Source organism: Streptomyces sp. CNZ287, from assembly GCF_007827615.1.
Map to the genome: position 1 here is coordinate 81,502 of NZ_VISV01000009.1, position 15,054 is coordinate 96,555.

Sequence of the window (15,054 nt, forward strand, 5' to 3'; positions counted from 1 at the left end):
AGCGTGCCCGCGAGCGGCGAGGGGAGACCACTGGTGCGGGGGGACGGGCGGGGCACGCACGGCGCGCCCGACCTGCGGCGGTTGCCGGCCGCGGCCGCCGCGACGGTTGCGGAGGAGCCGGCGGACCCGGAGGTCGTGGCGGAGGCGCGGCGCCGCAAGGAGGCCGCGCTGCTGGACTTCGGTACCGGGCAGAGCGTCGTGGCCTCGTGGCTGTATACGAAGTGCCACCGCCACCTCGCCACCACCGTGATCCCCACCGCCGCCGTCACGGCCACCGGCGACGGCCGCTGCACGTTGCTCTACAACCCGTACTTCTTCGCCTCGCTGGACTTCGAGGGCGTCAAGTTCGTGCTGTTCCACGAGGCGCGGCACCTCATGCACCGGCACCTGTACGTGGACGAGGAACTGCGCTCCGACCCGGTGTTCACGCTCGCCGCCGAGGTGGCGATCAACCACGTCGCGCTGCGCCGGCTGGGCCGCACCGCGTTACCGGAGGCGGTGCCGGAAGGCGGCGGCCCGCCCGAGCCGGTGGGCGTCGACCCGGCCGCGGTGTACCGCGCGTACCGGGACGACCTGCGGGAACAGGGGCTGGCCCCGCTGCCGTACGACGAGTTCATCCGCACCGACCTGACGGCGTACGGCGAACTCCGCCGCATGAAGGCCCCCGGCACGCCGCCGTCCGGCTACTGCGTGCACCTCGCCGGCGGCGCCGCCGGCACCGAAGTCCCGCTGGACCCCGAGACCGTCGGGCAGGTCGGCGACGACGTGCTGCGCGAGGTGATGCAGTCCGCGCTGCGCGGCGGCCGGCCGGCCCGCGACGAACTGCTCGGCCTCGCCGACCGCACCGCGGACGGCGGCGAGCGGTTCAGCCGGCTGTGGGGCCGCCTCGGACTCGACAAGCTGCGCGGCAGCACGCCCCGTACGCGCCGGGTCGACTGGTGGCAGCGGTGGCTCACCGACGTGCTCGCCTCCAAGCTCACCGAGAGCGAGCGGCTCGTCTACCCGAAGAAGCAGGGCGCGATCGTCCTCGCGCTCGGCCACGAGCCGATGCTCACCCGCCGCGGCCCGGAGCGGACGAAGGTGGTGCTCGTCGCGTTCGACACCTCGGGGTCCATGCCCGACGCGGTGGTCGAGTGGCTGACCACCCTGGTCGGGCAGACGGACGGGGTGGAGAGCCACTGGCTCTCCTTCGACGGCACCGTGATGCCGTTCGTGCCCGGGGAGCGGGTGGCGGGCGGCGGCGGCACGGACTTCCGCTGCGTCGTCGACTACGCGGAAGGCCGGCTGGAGGTCGCGGGGAAGCCCTTCCCGCACGAGCCCGACGCGGTGATCGTCGTCACCGACGGCTACGCGCCCCACGTGACCCCCGCCGACCCCGACCGCTGGATCTGGCTGATCACCGACGGCGGCGACGACTGGCCGGAGCGGCACCACCGCCCGATGGCGTGCCACCGGGTCACGTCCGAACGACAGCAGAGGAGAAACGCCTAGTGGCCGCCGCGACACCGCCCGCCGCGACACCGCCGGAACCGTCCGCCGCGGGCAGGCAGTGGAGGGCGAACGCCACGTATCCGGAACCGCCCCAGGAGGGGCCGACCGCCAAGCTGGAGAAGTTCATCGACGCGATGATCGCCACCGGCCAGACCGGGCAGATCTTCGGCGAGCACGGCATCGGCAAGACGTCCACCTTCGTCTCGTACGTGCCGAAGCGCTACCCCGGCACCGGCCTGGTGGTCCTGCCCGCGGCCAACCTCGCCCCGGACGACTTGCTGATCAACGCCCCCGTACGCGACGAGCGCAGCGGCGAACTGGCCCTGCGGCAGCTCGTGATGCGCCAGCTCACCCCCGGCACCCCGTTCGTCCTCCTCGTCGACGACTCCCTCCAGGCGGGCAACACCGTCCAGTCCCAGCTCATGCAGATGGCCTGCAACTGGACCCTCGGCGAGTACGACCTGCGCGAGCTGGGCTGCGTCGGGGTGTTCCTCACCGACAACGAGTCGCTCGCCGAGACCAGCGTGCGCCGCTCCGACCTGGCGATCCTGGACCGGATGGTGACCCTCCGGCTGTCCGCCAACGACACCGCGTGGCGGTACGCGCTGGCCGCCCGGTTCCCCGACTGGGACCTGCGTGAGGTGTTCCGGCAGTGGGCCGCCCTCGACCCGCACCTGCGCGGCCTGCTCTCGCCGCGCACCCTCCAGCACGTACTCGACTGCGCCCGCGCCGGCTTCCCGCTGGCCTGGGGGCTGCCGCTGCACAACGGCCGCCGGCTGGCGCTGGTCGGGACCGGCGCCGAGGGCGCAGGCGGCGCGCCGGGCCGGGACCGTACGGACGAAGTCCTCAACGCCATCGCCGCGGCGGTCGGCGCAGCCAACCCCGCCACGGTGACCGACCCGGTCCGCCGCATCCTCAGGGCCGCCGCGGCACACCGCTGGGCGGTGCTGCTCCAGGGGCCGCCCGGCTGCGGCAAGACGGAGATCGCCAAGCAGGTCGCCCGGGAGGAGACCGGCCGCGAGCCGGTGTACTTCTCGCTGCCGGTGACCAACGTCGAGGACCTGTGCGTACCCGTGCCGACCGCGGACGGCGCGCTGGAGGCGATGCTCGCCAGGTCGCTGCTCGACCCCGAGCCGAAGGTGCTCATCTGGGACGAGTACAACCGGCCCAAGGACAAGGCGACGTACGCGAAGCTGATGGAGATCACCCAGGAGTGGACGCTCGCGGGCCGCGAACTGCCCGGGCTGCGCGCGCAGGTGGCGCTCCAGAACCCGCCCTACCACCTGGGCCGCAAGATGCTCGTCAGCAGCAACAACGTCGCCCAGGCCAGCCGGTTCACGGTCAGCTACGAGGTGCGGCCGGAGGACATCCCGGCCAACGAGTGGCTGATCTCGACGTACGGGGAGACCGCCGAGACCGTCCTCGAATGGTGGAAGAACGACATCGACGACGAGGGCCGCGACTGGGTCACCAAGCGCACCCTGGAACGGCTCATCAAGCTGCACCGCGCCGGCATGCCGCTGGAGCAGGGGCTGATCTACCTCGGCGACGGCGAGTACGCGCCGGTGCCGCTCTCCGGCCTTGAGTCGCGGCTCGCGGAGCGGCCGCAGATCGGGCTGGCGGAGCTGGCCGCCGACCTGGCGGGCTGGCAGGCCCGGCTGGCGGCGGCCGCCGAGACGTCCGCGGAGGGCACCAACGACACCGACCTGGTGCACCAGGTGTTCTCCCACGCGGAGGTGTCGCAGCTCGAACGGCACCTCGACGTGGTGGCGCGGCTGCTGCCGCACCTGCCGCCCAAGCTGCGCGCCACCTACCTCGTGGGCCAGGCGCAGGCGCGCCAGCGCTTCTGGATCACCGCCCTGGCCAGGATGGGCGAACTGGCCGCCGGCCCCGCCTACTCCTTGTCCTCAGCTTCCTCTTCCCCCTCGCCTTCCTCTTCCTCTTCGTCCTCGTCTTCGTCTTCGTCTTCGTAGTAGTGGTCCTCCCAGTTCTCGTCGATGTCGTCCTCGCTGAACGGGCGGACCATCGGCACCGCGACGGTGGACTGCTCGTGGTCCACCGTCCAGGAGTTGCGGAAGAAGTCGAACTTCAGGTGGAAGAGGCCGTCGTGCTCGGTGAAGAGGATCGGCGGCACGAGGAAGTGCGCCACGTCCACGGTCGCCGCCGTGGTGACGAAGTCCTCCGCCGGGGGCACGGGCGGACCGCCCTGGCAGGACGCGAAGTTCACCGGCTCCGGCGCCTTGCCGCCCAGCACGTGAATGCGGTTGCCCTCGACGACGAACCGGTCCGGGTCGAGCACCACGTCCTCGCCGAGCATCATCACCGGCGCCGGCAGCACCTCCGCCTTGGCGGCGTCCTGCGCCCGCACGTAGTGCCCGATCACGTCGGCGTTGCGCGAGGTGTCGAAGTGCGGTCCGAGGAGGCCGCCGTCGCAGATGCCGCACGCGCAGTCGGGCATGTCCTCGGTGGCGGGCTGCTCGGGCTCCGGGAACAGCATGCTCTTGTCGAACGGCGCGACGGGTGACGTGCCGCCGCTCTCCTCCAGGAACGCCGGTATCCAGTCGGTGCCCTCGGCCTCGACCACCGTCGTCTCGCACGCCGCGCGGAACGCCTCGTCGCCGACCTTGCAGTTGAAGTAGTCCAGCAGCGTGATCGCCGCGCACGCGGCCGGCGACAGGTCGCCGGACGCGGGGAACCAGAAGTCGTGCCCGTTCGCGACGAAGTCCAGCCCGCGGAACCTCTTGTGCAGGAACGGCTCGCCGGCCGCGCCCGCGCCGAGGTCGCCGCTCCAGTGCGCCGCGGCGACCCGGTTGTAGTAGTCGTCGGCGTACCGGGCGAGTTCGGGCGCGAAGACGCTCTCGCCGGTCAGGTAGCACGCCTTGGCGAAGAGGGCGCCGATCTCCGGGTCGTGCGCGGCGTCCGGTGCGGTGAAGACCAGCTCCGTGCGGAGGAAGACCTTGCGGCCTTCCAGGTACGGGGCGCCTTCGTGCTCGTACCGCTGATCGAAGATCACGCAGGTGAAGGGGGCGATGTCGGTGAGCGCGGCACCGCCGGTGAGGTCCAGAGCGGGGCTGCCCGTGCCGCCGGTGAGGTACAGCAGCACGGTGTAGCGGGAGACGTGCCCGCGCGACCGGTCGTAGTACGGGGTGTCGCGGTGGCGGTGGAAGTTGGCGTCGTCCGGCTCGAAGCGGTTGCACCGGAAGACGGGGTTGACGTGCGCGAAGCCGTCGAGCCGTGTCCGGGGCAGGGCCTCCGTCACCGCCTTGGTCAGGGCCTCGGCGAGGAGGGCCGAGTGGAAGATGAAGCGGTCGCCGCCGCGGGAGCCGCTGTTGAGCGGCGGCACGTAGAGATCGAGGCCGTCCAGGCCCGCCAGCCGCGCCCGCGCCGCCGCGGGCAGCCCGATCGAGAAGGAGTAGGCCCCCTCCGCGAACTCCGTGCGGTCCGTCAGCTCGAACTCCAGCCCGGCGTCGGCGAAGAGCCGGTCGAGCGGGAGGATGTTCTCGTACGTACGGAAGGACATCTCCCGCGGGTCCGCGAAGACGGCGGCCAGATACGGCGCCGCCTCGCTGGGCCGCGCGAACAGGTCGCGCACGCCCGCGTCGATGCGCTCGGCGTCGACGAAGCGGACGGCCTTGAACCGGGCCGTCGGATGCCAGGAGACCGCCAGCCCGTCGAGCACGGCGGCGGGCTCGGCGTCGGTGGCGTCGACCAGCGTGCGATACCGGTCGACCTCCTCGGCGGGCGCCCGCCCGGCGGCGGTGGACAGGGCGAAGAACCGGTCGCGGAGCTCGGTGCTCACACGCTCCTCCAATAACTGCGCAGTACGGGCGGGAGTGCGGACGCGGCGGCGAGCCGGCGTGCGCCGGCTTCGCCGACGTCCGCGGCGTAGAGCAGGAGCCGGGTGAGCGAACCGAGGAACGGCGCCGCGAGCAGCGCCTCGGCGCCCTCCTCGCCGATCGCGTTGTAACGCAGGTCGAGTTCGGTGAGGTCGCCGAAGGCGTGCAGGGCACGCACCCCCTTCACGGTGAGCGCGTTGTGCTGGAGGTGCAGGCGGCGGGCGCCGGTGAAGAAGGGGTTGGCCGCCAGCGCGGCCAGGCCGCTGTCCCCGACGTGGCAGTACCGCAGGTCGAGCGCGCCGATCCGGCCGGGCGCCGCCGGCGCCGCGAGGGTCCGGCCCCCGGCCGCCTCGGCGCGGAAGTACGAGGACACCGCCAGCGCCTTGGCACCCAGCGCCCCGACGCGGAGATAGGACAGGTCGACGGAGGTGAACGCGGCCAGGTCGAGCGTCGCGAGGGTGCCCGCCTCGACCTCGGCGGACGGCAGCGGCTCGCCGTCCTCGTCCGTGTCGTCGTCCCAGTAGTCGAACTCCGCCGGGTCGCTCTCCGGCGGCACGATCTTCAGCGTGGTCGCGAACGGCGCGACCCGCAGGGCCTGTTCGATCAGCATGGGCGCGTCGTCGTCCCATTCGACGGCGATCGCGGTGGCGAACCCGTGCCGCCGCTCCCGGGCGCTGACCCCCTCCGGCAGCTCCGCGTCCCAGCTCTCCCGGTGCTCCGCCACCAGCGCGTCGATCTCCCGCTCGACCGCCTTCCGGCGGCTGCCCGGCGCGACGCGCGCCCGCCGCTCCGCCAGCCGGATCAGCTCCGCGCGGGGGTCGCCGCGCTCCTGCAGCCGGTCGCCGTAGACCAGCCAGGACGCCAGGTCGTCCGGGCGCTCCCGCAGTGTTCTCTCAAGGGCCCCTAAGGTCATTGCCGGAGGCTAACAGCGGGCACTGACACAGCGGTTCGCCCCCCGCACGGGCACGCGGACGGGCGGCCGAGCGGGGCGGCTCCGCGCCCGGATGCGACACTGCCGGGGAGGTGGTCGCATGGTGTCCGGGAGCCCGAGCCCGCCGCGGGACGGTGTCGTCGTCGTCGGCGCGGGGGTCGTGGGCGCCTCCGTGGCGTACCACCTTGCGCGCCTCGGGGTGCGCGTGACGCTGCTCGACCGGGAGGCGGCCCCGGCCGCGGGCGTCACGGGTGCCTCCTTCGCCTGGATCGGCGGCACCGCCGGCGACTGGCCCGGCGGCGCCGAGGACATGCGCGCGTCCGTGCTCGCCGACCACAGGCGGCTGGAGGCGGAGGTGCCGGACTACGCGGTCCGCTGGACGGGCTCGCTGACGTGGACCGGCGAACAGAGCACGGACGGCACGCCCGCGGTGCCGGGCAGGCACCGGGTCGTACGGGACGGCATCGCGGCGCTGGAGCCCCACCTCCGCGACCCGCCCGCGCACGCCCTCCACACCCCCGGCGACGGGGGCCTCGACCCGGAGGCGATGACCCGCGCGCTGATCGCCGCCGCCCGCGCCCGCGGCGCGACGGTGCTCCTCGACACTCCGGTGACGGCGCTGGAGACCGAGGCGGGCAGGGTCACCGGAGCGCGTTCCGCGACCGGCTCCCACCCGGCGGCGACGGTCGTCCTCGCCGCCGGCACCGGCGTCGCCGCGCTGTCCGCGGCGCTGCCCGCCGAGGTGCCCGTACCGGAGTCCCCGGCCTTCCGGGTCCGGGTCGCGGCACCGCCGGGCCTGGTCAGGACCATCGTGTCGACACCGGAGTTCGAGGTGCGCGAGGTGCGCGACGGCGAACTCCTCATGACCCTGCCGCGCGTCGACGGCACCTCACCCCCGGCGCTGGCACGGGCTGCCGAGAACGCCCTCCGCCACCTCAGGAACACCTTCCGGGGCGCCGAGGCGTGCCGGCTGCTCGACCACCGCCTGGGCCGCCGCCCGATGCCGCCCCGCGGCCCGCTCATCGGCTACGCGGCACCCGGCCGCTCCGCCTACGTCGCCGTCATGCACGCGGCCGTCACCCTCGCCCCCACCGCCGGCCGCCTGATCGCGGCCGAACTCACCACGGGCGAACCGCCCCCCGAACTCCGCCGCTGCCGCCCGCCGGCCGCGTAAGGGCGCGACTGAGCGCGGACGCCGGCGTCCTGGCATACGCGGATCCGAGTAGCGGAGGTGTCTCCCCGCGGAGGACGCGGCCACACCCCCGCGGGCACCAGGCCGGCCACCCGTGAGGATCACCGGAGTGCAGTTCGGCGACGCCGCCCTGGCCGCCGCGGTCACCGCGGCCGGGCTCGCCGGCACGCACGTCGCCGGCGGAGCGGAGCGTGCGGACGCCGCCGTCGACGGCCCGGCGGCGGACACGGTGACGGACGTGACCCCGGCCGGCCGGGTCCTGGGCTGGACCGTCAACCTGGCGGTGGCGCAGCTGCTGATCCGCCGCCGCAGGGCCCGGGCCCCCGGCCCGGCGGCGGCACCCGGGTAGGCGCGGGCCGGGCATACCGGGCATAGGCGCCGGGACGGCGAGGCGTCCGCTACGGCGGCCGTGCGGCGATGCGGCGATCATGCGACCACGCCGGGCGAAGGAGGTCCGGAACCGTCCTCCTTCTTTCCTACGGTGGCGGGGAGCCCGGCAAACGAGAGGCACCGCCCCATGAGCATCGTCGTCACCACCCCCACCGGCCGCGTCGGATCCCGCGTCGTCCGCGTCCTGCTCCAGGCCGGCGTACGCCCGCGGGTACTCGTCCGCGACCCTGCGCGTCTCGACCCGGCGACGCGCGGGCTCGTCGACGTACGCACCGGCGACATGACGGACACGGCGTTCGTCCGCGAGGCGACGGCCGGTGCCCGGACCGTCTTCTGGGCCGACCCCACCCAGCCCACCGGCCCGGACCCCAACGCCGCCTCCGAGCGGACCGCCGCGGGACTCGTCGACGCCGCCCGCGCCGGTGACGTGGCGCGGGTCGTGCTGCTCAGCAGCATCGGGGCGGAACTGCGCGGCGGCGCCGGGCACATCGACGCCCTCGGCCGGATCGAGGAGTGCCTTGACGCCACCGGGGCCGACACCCTCCACCTGCGCTGCGCCTACTTCTTCAGCAACCTCCTCTTCTCCCTGGACGACCTGGCCCGCGGCGTGCTCCCCACGCAGTTCCACCCCGAGCGCCCCATGGCGTGGGTCGACCCGCGCGACATCGGCGACGTCGCCGCCGCGCGGCTGCTCGCCGGCGAGTGGAAGGGGCGCGTCGTCCAGGCCGTGCACGGGCCGGAGGACCTGAGCTTCCTCCAGGTCGCGGAGATCCTCACCGGGGTCCTGGGCCGCCCGGTGCGGGCGGAGGCCGTCAGCGACGCCGACGTACGCGCCGCGCTGGGCTCGGCGGGTCTGCCGCCGGGCGCGGTGGAGGCCGTCGCCGGCATGGCCGCCGGCACCCGCGACTTCACCCCCGAGCAGCCGCGCGACGTGCTCACCACCACGCCCACCACCCTCGCCGCCTGGGCGTACGCGCACCTGCGGCCCCGGGTCAGCGAAGCGATGCGGGCAGCGGCGGCGCGGGGTGGCGACGGCGCGGCAGGTGCCGCAGCGTGAACAGCCCGAGCGCCGCGTGCAGCAGCGCCGCGGCCAGCGCCGCCGCGTGCAGCCCCGTGACGAACGCGGACTCCGCCTGACCGGCCGCCGCCGCCGTGATCCCCGGCGCCTGCAACGTCTCGGTGAGCGTCCCGGCCAGGTCGGGACCCCGCAGCCGGAAGACGAGCGCCGCCAGCGAGCCGAGGAGCGCGATCCCGAGGGCGTTGCCGAGTTCGTTGCTCGTCTCGGCGATCGCCCCGGCGGAGCCCGCGCGCTCCGGCGGCACCGCGGCGACGGCGGTGTCCGCGACCACGCTGAACGAGATGCCGTAGCCGACCCCCGCGACGACGGTGGCCGCGACGTACCAGCCCGTGCCGCCCGAGACCCCCGTGGGCAGGAGCAGCAGCAGCCCGCCGGCGATGACGAAGTGGCAGGCGAGCAGCGCCGCCCGGGTGCCGGTGCGCGCGACCACCGCCGGGGTGACGACGCAGGTGACCGTGAGCACCAGCGCGCCGGGCAGCGTCACGAGGGCGGCGTCGAAGACGCCGAGCCCGCGTACGGACTGCAGGTAGATGCCGCCCAGGTACGCCACCGCCGACCAGGCCGCCAGCGGCAGCAGCCCGGTGACCGCGGCGATCGCGAACACCCGGTCGCGGAAGAGCCGGAGGTCGATCAGCGGGAGTGCGAGCCGCAGTTGGCGGCGTACGAACCACCACAGCAGGACGACGCCGGCGCCGGCCGCGACCAGCGGGACGGCCGCGGGACCGTGGGCCGCCGCGCGCTTGATCCCGTAGACGGCCAGCAGAATGCCCGCGGCGGACAGCGCGACGCTCGGCACGTCGACCCGGCCCTGCCCGCCGGCACGTACCTCGCGCAGCAGCCGCGGGGCCAGCAGCAGGAAGAGCGCGACCACCGGAACGTTGATGAGGAACACCGAGCCCCACCAGAAGTGGGCGAGCAGCTGCCCGCCCACCACCGGGCCGATCGCGAAGCCCGCGGCGAAGGCGGCCGCGAAGATCCCGATGGCCTGCGCGCGCCGCCGCGCGTCGGCGAACAGCTCGCTCAGCACCGCGAGCGCGGAGGGCAGCAGCGTGGCGCCGGCCACGCCCATCAGCACCCGGAACGCGATCAGCAGCTCCGCGGACGGCGCGAACGCCGCGCCCGCGGAGGCGGCGCCGAACACCGCCGCCCCGGTCAGCAGCAGCCGGAGCCTGCCGTACCGGTCGCCGATGCCGCCGAACGCGATGAGCAGGGAGCCGACCGCGAACCCGTAGCCGTCGAGTATCCAGAGCGCCTGGTCCGCCGACGGCGACAGCTCCGCCGAGATCGAGGCCATCGCCAGGAACAGCACCGAGCCGTCCATCGCGACCAGCAGTACCGGGCCGAGCACCACGAGCAGGCCGAGCCAGGCCCGCGCGCCGGGGGCGGTAGGGGGAGATGTCCGCTGTACGTCCATGGCCACGACGGTGCTCCGGCGCACGGCCGTCAGCCATCCCCGCACCGTGGGTACACCCGGCGGGGATACCCGGGGCCGCCGCACCCGCGCCCGCCCCGACGTAGCCTCGGGACCATGGAGCTGGAGAACCTCGGGACGTACCTGAAGACCCGCCGCGGCCGCGTCACGCCCGCCGCGGCCGGACTCGGCACCTACGGCGCCGCCCGCCGGGTGCCGGGGCTGCGGCGCGAGGAGCTGGCGCAGCTCGCCGGGGTGAGCGCCGGGTACTACACGCGGCTGGAGCAGGGGCAGGCCGGCACCGCCTCCCGGCAGGTGCTCGACGCGCTGGCCCGGGTGCTGCGGCTCGACCCGGCCGAGACGGCCCACCTGCACAACCTCGCCCGCCGGCCGGCCGCGCCGCGGCTGGCCCGGCCCGCGCCCGAGGCGCCGCACCCCCGGGTGCTGGCACTGCTGACGTCCCTGGCCGAGACGACGCCGGCCGTCGTGCTGGGCCGCCGCGGCGACGTGCTGGCCTGGAACCGCACCGGGCACGCGCTCGTCGCCGAGCACGTCGACTTCGACGCCCCCGGGGACCCCGCCCGCCGGCCCTCGGTGCCCCGGATGTTCTTCCTCGACCCGCTCGTACGGGACCAGCACGCCAACTGGGCGGAGCTGGCCCGCATCCACGTCGCGTACCTGCGGCTGACCGCGGGCCGCTACCCCACCGACGCCCGCCTCGCCGAGCTGATCGGTGAACTCGCCATGGGCAGCGGGGACTTCGCGGAGCTGTGGGCCGCGGGCGATGTCGCCGACTGCACCGTGGGCACGATGCGGCTGCGGCACCCCACCGTCGGCGCGCTCGACGTCGGCTACCAGGTCTGGCTGCAGCCCGACAGCCCCGGCCACCGGCTGGAGGTCTACACCCCGGACGACCCCGCCTCCGCCGACGCCCTCCGGCTGCTGTCCGCCCGGTCGTACCCGGCGGGCGCCTGACACGATGCGGGCATGACCTCCCCGAACGAGCACGGTGGCCCCGGCGGCCGGAACCGGCGGGAGCGAAGCGAGCGGGAGCGGCGCGAGCGGAGCCGGCAGGCCGGCTCCTTCGGCGCCGCCGCCGGCGCCTACGAGCGCGGCCGCCCGCCCTACCCGCCGGAGGCGACCGCCTGGCTGGTGCCGGAATCCGCCCGCGCGGTCGTCGACCTCGGCGCCGGCACCGGCAAGCTGACCCGCGCCCTGCGCGCACCAGGGCGCGAACTCGTCGCCGTCGAGCCCTCCGCCGGCATGCGCGAGGAGTTCGCCCGCGTCGTGCCCGGCATACGGGCCCTCGCCGGCACCGCCGAGTCGATACCCCTGCCCGACGCGAGCGCCGACACCGTCGTCTGCGCCCAGGCGTGGCACTGGGCCGACCCCGAACGCGCCGTCCCCGAGGTCGCCCGGCTGCTGCGCCCCGGCGGACGGCTCGCGCTGGTGTGGAACAACCGCGACGAGTCCGTGCCCTGGGTCGCGGAGCTGGGCCGGCTGCTGCGCGAGTACGCCCCCGCACCCGCGGAGGACCGCCAGACCGACCGCATCGGCGCGCCGTTCGGGCCCGTCGAGCGCCGGGACTTCCGCTGGCGCCACCCCGTGACCGAGGCGGAGATCGTCGACATGATCGCCTCCCGCAGCTACGTGATCACCCTGGCGCCCGCCGTACGCGACCGGCTGCTGGACCGGGTACGGGCCCTCCTCGCGGTGGCGCGACCGGGTGAGATGCCGTACGTGACCGAGTGCCATCGCGCCGCGCGATGAGTTTCGCCGGGCCGGCCGGTCCATCCGTACAGAAAGGCAATCCCCGAACGCCGGAGGAGCACCATGACCGCCCACGCACTGCCGCCCGTCGTCGACACCGGCACCTGGCGGCGCGAGCTGGACGCGCTGCGCGTCCGCGAGAAGGCCGCGACCCGGGAGCTCGACGCCATCGCCGCGCAGCGGCGCCGGCTGCCGATGGTCGAGATGCCCGACTACACCCTGGAGGGCGAGGAGGGGCCGGTCCGGCTCGTGGACGTCTTCGACGGCAAGTCGCAGCTCATCGTCTACAACCACATGTGGTTCGAGGACAAGGAGTGGCAGTGCGGCGGCTGCACGAGCTACACCGCGCAGTTCACCCGGTTCGGCTTCCTCGAACCGTACGACGCGCGGTTCGTCATCGTCACGCAGGGCCCGATCGACCAGGCGCTGGCGTACAAGAAGCGCGTCGGCAACAAGATGACCTGGTACTCCACCGCCAACAGCCCGTTCGGCGCCGACGTCGACGCCCCGAAGGGCGGCGGGTTCGCGCTCAACGTCTTCCTGCGCGACGGCGACACCGTCTACCGCACCTGGCACTCCAGTGGCCGCGGCACCGAGCAGTTGAGCCACACCTTCCCGCTCGTCGACGTGCTGCCGTACGGCCGGCAGGAGGAGTGGCAGGACTCGCCCGAGGGCTGGCCGCAGTCGCCCGCGTACAGCGGCTGGCTCGACTCGAAGGACATCGCCCGCCTCTACGGCGAGGACGCGTAGGCCGGCCCGCCTACGGACCGGGAGGGGGCGGCGGAGGCGGCGGGAGCGTCGCCGTGCTCGGCGCCGACTCGGGCCACACCAGCAGCAGCGGGCACGGCGCGTGGTCGACGACGAACCGGCTCTCCGGCCCCAGGCTGCGCGGGCCCAGGTGGGCGCGGTCGCCGTCCCGGGCGACGACCAGCAGCTCGGCGTCCGCCGCCGCCGCGACGACCTCCCGCTCGACCCGGTCCGTGCGCTTGGCCAGGGTGCAGGGCCGGCCCAGCCGGGCCGCGGCCTCGGCCAGCAGCTCGTCGGCGGAGGCGTCCGCGAGCCGCGCGACCCGCTCGCCCGGGTCGGGTCCTGGGCCCTCGTGCCCCGGCCGCCCCGGCGCGGGCCCGCCCCGGCCCAGCAGCCCGGCGAGGGCACCGTGCGCCGCGCCGGGCACGTCCGCCGGGGCGACGTGCGGGAGGACGACCTCCGCCTCCTCGGGCGCCTGCGCGCCCGCGGCGGCCACGCAGGCGGGCCACGTGCCCTCGACGATCCACACCACCACGGCCACGGGTCATCCTCCTCCGATCACGGTGAGCGAGACCCACAGTGCCAGCACCGCGGCGCCCAGGGCCGCCGGTACGGCGTACACGCCGAGGCGGGTGAACTCCTTCAGTTCCACCTCCGCGTCGTGCGCGTGCACCACGCGCCGCCCCAGCAGGGTCGCGAGCGAGCCCGTATAGGTGAGGGTGGGGCCGATGTTCACGCCCAGCAGCACCGCCAGCACCGCGGCGGGGCCCGACGGGGCCGCGAGCGGCAGCTCAGCCCGCTCGCGGCGAAGGCGAGCAGGTTGGTGAGGTTGGAGACGGGCAGCAGCAGGGACGCGGAGTTCGACAGGTGCGTGCAGGCGTACACGTGCGGCCGGGGCCGCGCGCCCAGCCGCGCGGCCGTCGCGAACACCACCGGCGTCAGCAGCACCACCGTCGCGTCCAGGCTGAGCACCGCGGTGTTCGCCGAGGCGAGGACGAAGACCTGCGCCAGCAGCCGGCGCGGCCGTCCCGCGGCGGTACGCGCCATCCACGCGCCGCACGCAGTGAACAGCCCGTCGTCGTCGCACAGCCGGGCGAGCACCAGCACCGCCGCCAGAAACCCGGCGACCGGCCCCAGCCGCGCCGCCTCGTCGGCCGCGTGGCCGGTGGAGAGCGCCCCGGTGGCGAGGGCGACCCCCGCCGCGGGCACCGCCACCACCGCCTCCGGCAGCCCCCACGGCCGTACCACCGCGCAGGCCAGCACCGCCGCCAGCAGCATGACGGACAGGGTCTCGGCCACCGCAGCACTCACCGGCTCATCCTGGCCGCTGCCGGCCCGCCGCCGCGCGAGGCGAGGCCGTGTCAGACCGGCCTTCTAACCTGGTCCGATGGAGCGATTCGAGGGATACGGGGTGCTGGTCACGGGCGCCGGACAGGGCATAGGCGAGGCGGTCGCCCGCCGCTTCGCCGCGGAGGGCGCGGGCGTGCTGGTCACCGACCGGGACGGCGAGCGGGCCGAGCGGGCCGCCGCCGCGATCGGCGCCGCCGGCGGTACGGCCGCGGCGCTCGCCTGCGACGTGACGGACGGCGCGGCGGTCCGGGCGGCGGTCGCGTACGCGGCCGAGTCCTTCGGCGGGCTGCACGTCCTCGTCAACAACGCCTACGCCGTCCACCGCGACCCGCCGCGCTTCGAGGACTGGCGGGAGCCCGACTGGTACGAGGACTTCGAGGTCACCCTGCACGGCGCGGCGCGCTGCGCCCGCGCGGCGCTGCCGCTGCTGGCCGCCGCCCCGGGCCGGTCCGCGATCGTCAACATCGGCTCGGTCAACGCCGAACGCCACTACGGCGAGCACGCGTACAGCGCCGCCAAGGCCGCGCTCGTCTCCCTGACCCGCACCCTCGCCGTGGAGAGCGCGGCGCGCGGCGTGCGCGTGAACCTCGTCGAGCCCGGCACCGTGCGCACCGCCGTCTGGGCCGGCCGGCCCGGGGTCCTGGCCCGGGTCGAGGAGCACTACCCGCTGGGCCGGGTCGGCGAACCGGACGACATCGCGGCGGCGGTGGCGTTCCTCGCCTCCGGCGACGCGGCGTGGATCACCGGGGTCAGCCTGCCGGTGGACGGCGGGCTGCTGGCGAGCCACCTCGCGATGTCCCGGAGCATCGCGGGCGACGGGGCGTGACCGGCCACCCGGCCGGCGCGGCGGCCGGGCCT

Annotated in this window: 13 protein-coding genes and 1 pseudogene; 9 read left to right on the forward strand and 5 right to left on the reverse strand. The window is 75.1% G+C overall.

All coding sequences use genetic code 11. The features are described 5' to 3' along the window. Positions 1-33: 33 nt before the first annotated feature. Both FB457_RS17930 and FB457_RS17935 read left to right on the forward strand, forming a co-directional pair. Positions 34-1,491, forward strand: a complete 1,458-nt coding sequence (locus FB457_RS17930) for a DUF2201 family putative metallopeptidase (protein ID WP_145782396.1) — start codon at positions 34-36, stop codon at positions 1,489-1,491. Then, entirely contained in the window at positions 1,491-3,464 is a 1,974-nt protein-coding gene (locus FB457_RS17935; protein ID WP_145782398.1) for an AAA family ATPase, read from the forward strand. The genes FB457_RS17930 and FB457_RS17935 overlap by 1 nt, the downstream gene beginning before the upstream one ends. On the opposite strand, the gene FB457_RS17940 is transcribed toward FB457_RS17935, so the two are convergent. Further along, positions 3,386-5,290, reverse strand: coding sequence for a hypothetical protein (locus tag FB457_RS17940; protein ID WP_145782399.1), 1,905 nt, complete (start codon positions 5,288-5,290; stop codon positions 3,386-3,388). The genes FB457_RS17935 and FB457_RS17940 overlap by 79 nt on opposite strands. Continuing rightward, the gene (locus FB457_RS17945) at positions 5,287-6,240 is read right to left on the reverse strand and encodes a TIGR02996 domain-containing protein (RefSeq protein ID WP_145782400.1); all 954 of its coding nucleotides are present in this window, start codon (positions 6,238-6,240) and stop codon (positions 5,287-5,289) included. Before FB457_RS17945 ends, FB457_RS17940 begins: the two co-directional genes overlap by 4 nt. Before the next feature lie 118 nt (positions 6,241-6,358). On the opposite strand from FB457_RS17945, the gene FB457_RS17950 reads away from it, so the two are divergent. The 3 genes from FB457_RS17950 to FB457_RS17960 all read left to right on the forward strand — a co-directional run bounded on the left by FB457_RS17950 (position 6,359) and on the right by FB457_RS17960 (position 8,897). Then, entirely contained in the window at positions 6,359-7,432 is a 1,074-nt protein-coding gene (locus FB457_RS17950) for an NAD(P)/FAD-dependent oxidoreductase (RefSeq protein WP_145782401.1), read from the forward strand. Positions 7,433-7,544: 112 nt separating this feature from the next. Beyond that, positions 7,545-7,799 carry a hypothetical protein gene (locus FB457_RS17955; protein WP_145782403.1) on the forward strand — a complete coding sequence of 85 codons (255 nt, stop codon included), beginning with the start codon at positions 7,545-7,547 and terminating at the stop codon, positions 7,797-7,799. A gap of 168 nt (positions 7,800-7,967) precedes the next feature. Continuing rightward, positions 7,968-8,897 (forward strand): NmrA family NAD(P)-binding protein, encoded by a 930-nt coding sequence (locus FB457_RS17960; RefSeq protein ID WP_145782404.1) that lies wholly within the window; start codon positions 7,968-7,970, stop codon positions 8,895-8,897. On the opposite strand, the gene FB457_RS17965 is transcribed toward FB457_RS17960, so the two are convergent. Beyond that, the gene (locus FB457_RS17965) at positions 8,833-10,338 is read right to left on the reverse strand and encodes an MFS transporter (RefSeq protein WP_145782485.1); all 1,506 of its coding nucleotides are present in this window, start codon (positions 10,336-10,338) and stop codon (positions 8,833-8,835) included. The two genes, FB457_RS17960 and FB457_RS17965, sit on opposite strands and share 65 nt — an antisense overlap. A 108-nt stretch (positions 10,339-10,446) precedes the next feature. Between FB457_RS17965 and FB457_RS17970 the strand changes: the two genes are divergently transcribed. The 3 genes from FB457_RS17970 to FB457_RS17980 all read left to right on the forward strand — a co-directional run bounded on the left by FB457_RS17970 (position 10,447) and on the right by FB457_RS17980 (position 12,849). Continuing rightward, complete coding sequence (locus FB457_RS17970) at positions 10,447-11,304, forward strand: helix-turn-helix domain-containing protein (protein ID WP_047019076.1); 858 nt, start codon at positions 10,447-10,449, stop codon at positions 11,302-11,304. A gap of 12 nt (positions 11,305-11,316) precedes the next feature. After that, the gene (locus tag FB457_RS17975; RefSeq protein WP_145782405.1) at positions 11,317-12,099 is read left to right on the forward strand and encodes a class I SAM-dependent methyltransferase; all 783 of its coding nucleotides are present in this window, start codon (positions 11,317-11,319) and stop codon (positions 12,097-12,099) included. A gap of 63 nt (positions 12,100-12,162) precedes the next feature. Then, on the forward strand, positions 12,163-12,849 hold the full coding sequence (locus FB457_RS17980; RefSeq protein WP_047019078.1) for a DUF899 domain-containing protein: 687 nt from the start codon (positions 12,163-12,165) through the stop codon (positions 12,847-12,849). 10 nt (positions 12,850-12,859) lie between these two features. On the opposite strand, the gene FB457_RS17985 is transcribed toward FB457_RS17980, so the two are convergent. Then, entirely contained in the window at positions 12,860-13,387 is a 528-nt protein-coding gene (locus FB457_RS17985) for a universal stress protein (protein WP_145782406.1), read from the reverse strand. Positions 13,388-13,390: 3 nt separating this feature from the next. Beyond that, positions 13,391-14,157 (reverse strand): annotated as a pseudogene (locus tag FB457_RS17990) (SLC13 family permease). 76 nt (positions 14,158-14,233) lie between these two features. Between FB457_RS17990 and FB457_RS17995 the strand changes: the two are divergent. Beyond that, the gene (locus FB457_RS17995) at positions 14,234-15,022 is read left to right on the forward strand and encodes an SDR family NAD(P)-dependent oxidoreductase (RefSeq protein WP_047019079.1); all 789 of its coding nucleotides are present in this window, start codon (positions 14,234-14,236) and stop codon (positions 15,020-15,022) included. The last annotated feature ends 32 nt before the right edge of the window (positions 15,023-15,054 follow it).